Here is a 3,956-nt window from a genome sequence, read left to right as displayed (position 1 = left end):
ACCTCAGCCAGTCTTCCAGAACGAGAAGGAGCGAAAAAAGTTCTCAACCGAGTTCACAATACAGGCAGTCAGGTAAAACGTTTAAATCTTATTTGGATGGACGGCGGATACCGTGGTGAAGAATTTATGCGTTGGGTGATGGATATGTTTCGCTGGATTGTGGAAATTGTGCTTCGACCATTGGAAAAGAAAGGTTTTGTCCATTTACCAAAGCGCTGGGTTGTTGAGCGAACTTTTGGTTGGCTTAACTGGTGTCGACGTTTAAGTAAAGATTATGAACGACTACCAGAAACCTCTGAGACTTTTATTTACATTGCGATGATCCGGATTATGGTCAGGCGACTGGCATAATTTTTAACTCGCTTCGACTTTTAAAACATCCTCTAAGCAGTAGTCTTTGGATGCGATCGGCTCAAGCGCTTGAGCCTGGGCGATGGCGTAACCGCCCTTTCCGGTGGTGATCGCTAAATATTGCTTTTTATTTTGGAATTTCTCTTTAGCCTCAGCTTTTGTTGAGGCTTTTAATTGTTGAGAGAGAGCGTGCCATTCATTGGTAGCTCAACAATATTTAAGATAACTAATCGTTTCTACTTGTTGAGCAACTCTAAGTCCCAGGTATAAAATCCAATCTGCTCAGGGACTCTAAAGAATCGGCCTGTGCGATGACCCCGTGATAACTCATTCAATACCTTGTTTTTCACTTCTCTAATCTCAGTCGCAGTGAGTTCGCCATAGATTCCGTTGGTAATTTCTGAAACCCCGAAAACTTTACCTGAATTATTTTTTAGAAAAGTTGTTAGTGCATTAATTAAAAACTGACCCTGAAATTCTTCGAGCATTGGTATGTCTTTGGGCTGGGGCGGCAAAACTTGCTTCTTATTTTTGCCTTTGACTCTGGTGGACGAATTTTTCGTCTCCGGTTTTGGTAGCAAAGTTAAAGAGAGAGTATAACATCCCGGTTCTCCTGGGACACTAAACCATTTGTTAGTTTCCTTACCATGAGTGAGGGATGATTGAACTCTGCCTTTGATGACCTTGAAGGCATCCGGTTCTAACTCCCCATAGAGCATTTTAACAATAAAATCGATGTGAACAATTGTGCCAATGTGTTCTGCCAAAACGTGTTCAATAGCTTCCAGGCGAGACAGGGATTGAAAGATAGGCAGCATGTCCGTCTCGGTTCCAGAGAGCGCTTGCTGTTGAGTTGATGTTTCTATCGGTGGCTCTAGGAGTACTGGAGTATCTGTAGCTGCATCAGATTCTTCACCTGACCAAGCTTGTATAAGTGTGAATATGTTTGGTTGAGTGGAGTCAAGCAATTGTGTTCCCTAGCTATCTAATTGGTATTTCAGGGCTTGAGACTCAAGCACAGTCAGAAGTTCCGTATGTTGATCGACCAAAGCTTGTATTGTGGTAACTGGATGACGATGAAGGCGATGTTTTTGTTGACGGGGTGCTTCATCCATTGCTAATCTGCGACGTTGAGTGTTGTATTCCGCTACAGGCACTTCCCGAATTTGTGTCAGCAACACTTGTTCACTTTCGGCGAAGAAAAGAACTTGATATTGCCCAAAATCACGTAATTCGGCAGTTGATTTGCGCCCACTAATCCGCCGTTGATTGCGACGCAAATGGCTAAACATAGCTTCCATTTTCAAGTTATCTGGCGGTAAGCCAGGAATGTCATAGCAGTGCAATAAATCAGTACCGTATTTATGCCAGAGTTTTTGTAGCTTTTTCTTCAAGGCAAACTGTGCAGGATTTTGTTGAGGGTCGGGCTGAAATTGCTGTAATAACTCTTCCATTTCGCGCCGAACTTGAAAACTTGTTAAAAGTAATTTTACAGTTTGTGTAACATCGGTCGCGCAATCAATGCTTGAACTGGTTTGTTCAGGATAGTGCAAACATTCTGCAATTCGTTGCAACCAATTGTGTGTTTCTTCTAAGTCGGAGGCTAATGAACGATTGCTACTTAAGGCTTGGTCAATCCATACTGACAAAAGAGACAAATAATTTGTATCAAGTTCTAGACATGGTAAACTACGTAGTATCTGTCCAATAGTTTCTAATTGCTGGTAGCCGCTTAAACCGCCCCAGCGAAAAGGTTTGCGACTGGTGCGATTGACACAATCCCGAATCGCAGCCCGAATCTGGGATTCGATTGCCATTAACTCTATGTCTCGTGACAAATAGGGGATGACTGAAAAAAGGGGAGACTGTCTTGCTGCTGTTCGGAGCCTGGGTCTTGGGGTCTTTCTGAGAACTCAGGGACTTTTGGCATTCCATCTAAGTCTGCCTTTAATTGTTGTCGTAGTTTTGTATCTAATGGCAACACCGCTTCACTCAAATTACTGAGAAAATGTGCCTGACAACGTTGATGGGGTGCATCTGGCCAACTTGAATTCATTGCCCCGATGATTGCTGATTCCCCATCTGACAATGTTGCCAGCACTTTGTACGTTAACTTTTGATAGGGTTGCAGCCACTCAATTAACTGTTGTCCTTGTGCTTGTGGCAATTGAATTGCACTGACTGGTGTACCACTTAATACTTCATATAATACGTATAACAGAGTCCCGTGTCCTTCCGGCTGTAAGGCATCAATTGCCCAAATTAAACCACCATGTTCAGCGGCTGTAGCAGCTAATTTCTCCGGCGTATGTGCCATCGTTCCACCTAATAGTGCCAGAAATTGACGGTATAGCTTACCTACATTGCTTTCGTTAATTTCAACACCACGCTGGTTTAATAAGCGTCGAATTTCTGCCAACTGTTGATGCTCATGTTCATGCTGCCAACCTATAAATGCCAGCACGTCTAGCCCGTATGTACTGTAAGGTAAGCTGTATTTTAATACGCCAGTAGCGTAGTAATGTTTACCAAAATGTGTACAACTGGAATTGGTACATTCTTTACTCTTGCCTGCCACAAATACTGCACCATCCATTGTTTGAACGGTTTTACGCATGTGTCTTGGTCTGCGTAGTACTAACTCTTTTCCACAATGGACACATTCAATGAGCGAACATTCTAAGATTATTCGTTTGATATTACTGAATTTTCGTTCTGGGCGATGGCGCGGCAATTTTTCTATCACTAATTTTTTACTGCTGCTAGCTGCTTTCCTCAGCTTACCTGCTCTGTATACCAATTAGATAGCTAGGGGGGTAAGGCGATGCCGAAGGCGGCAAGCTACGCAAATACAAGGATGAAAAAGTTCAGTTAACAGCGATATAAAAATCGCTATTAACCTCACTTTTTGATCAGTCTATACAGTTAGTGCCAGCATACTAGCATTATTGTATAAACCTACCGATTTCCTAACTGCGCTGCTGATTCAGCGCTTTCCTTATCTGACTATCTTTTCATATTTCAAGACTTTAGTTATTAAATCTCACGTTATCATTTCATATTTGACTAGCAACTGCGTTGCCTGACTCCGGCGATCACACCACTACCGCCGCCACAATTGCCTACACTAATCTTCGGCTAGAATCCACAGCCACAGCCACAACCATACACACCCCTAAAATCGCACTCATTACCCCACTCGTGATTTAAGTGGGGCATTGGGTATTGGGGATGAAGAGGGGAGGGGAAGGGCGATGCCTACAACGGCAAGCTAGGCACTTCCAGCAACCCCACAGTTTCAGGAACCTGCTCAAGCCATTGCCGAACAAGTTGCCCAAGTTATTGAGGTTCCTAATCTTATAGAAAAAAGGGCTAAAAACGTCCCCGATAGTGCCCCCCAGTAAGTAGGGCAAAGGTTTTAGCGTTTAGTTTAGCGGTTAGATTGGGGTTAGTACTTTACTTATGAGAACGTGGCTTTTCATGAGTAAGAGCCTCATAAGTAAACTTGGAAGGTTGGGAGAGGTTAGGAAGGATTGTAGAGATAAAAAAACCTACAACCGCGTGTAACGGTGATGTAGGAATGGAGTAACGAATGCTTAACATTC

The 3,956-nt window shown here is 43.2% G+C and carries 5 protein-coding genes; 2 read left to right on the top strand and 3 right to left on the bottom strand.

Annotation, left to right across the window (positions count from 1 at the left end; genetic code table 11):
• The coding region (locus tag H6G97_RS47110; RefSeq protein WP_190941080.1) for a transposase at positions 1–351 on the top strand (351 nt) is incomplete at its 5' end.
• 236 nt (positions 352–587) lie between these two features.
• Here H6G97_RS47110 and H6G97_RS47105 read toward each other — a convergent pair.
• The 3 genes from H6G97_RS47105 to H6G97_RS47095 are packed head-to-tail and all read right to left on the bottom strand — an operon-like array spanning position 588 to position 2,968.
• Positions 588–1,319: a hypothetical protein gene (locus H6G97_RS47105; protein ID WP_190947253.1), complete on the bottom strand. Its 732-nt coding sequence runs from the start codon at positions 1,317–1,319 to the stop codon at positions 588–590.
• A 9-nt stretch (positions 1,320–1,328) separates the two neighbouring features.
• The gene (locus H6G97_RS47100; protein ID WP_190947252.1) at positions 1,329–2,168 is read right to left on the bottom strand and encodes a hypothetical protein; all 840 of its coding nucleotides are present in this window, start codon (positions 2,166–2,168) and stop codon (positions 1,329–1,331) included.
• Positions 2,169–2,173: 5 nt separating this feature from the next.
• Entirely contained in the window at positions 2,174–2,968 is a 795-nt protein-coding gene (locus tag H6G97_RS47095; protein ID WP_190947251.1) for a hypothetical protein, read from the bottom strand.
• Positions 2,969–3,429: 461 nt separating this feature from the next.
• Here H6G97_RS47095 and H6G97_RS55195 point away from each other — a divergent pair, with 461 nt between their 5' ends.
• Positions 3,430–3,561, top strand: coding sequence for a hypothetical protein (locus tag H6G97_RS55195; RefSeq protein WP_277883460.1), 132 nt, complete (start codon positions 3,430–3,432; stop codon positions 3,559–3,561).
• Positions 3,562–3,956 lie beyond the last annotated feature (395 nt).

The organism is Nostoc flagelliforme FACHB-838, from assembly GCF_014698065.1.
Classification (GTDB): Bacteria; Cyanobacteriota; Cyanobacteriia; order Cyanobacteriales; family Nostocaceae; genus Nostoc; species Nostoc flagelliforme_B.
Note: the sequence above shows the minus strand (reverse complement) of the source record. Positions and strands in the feature narration are given on the sequence as shown.

Bases quoted from the DNA above. Each gene is read 5' to 3' on its own strand.
- H6G97_RS47100 (WP_190947252.1), bottom strand. From the start codon at position 2,168: ATGGCAATCGAATCCCAGATTCGGGCTGCGATTCGGGATTGTGTCAAT.
- H6G97_RS47095 (WP_190947251.1), bottom strand. From the start codon at position 2,968: ATGCGTAAAACCGTTCAAACAATGGATGGTGCAGTATTTGTGGCAGGC.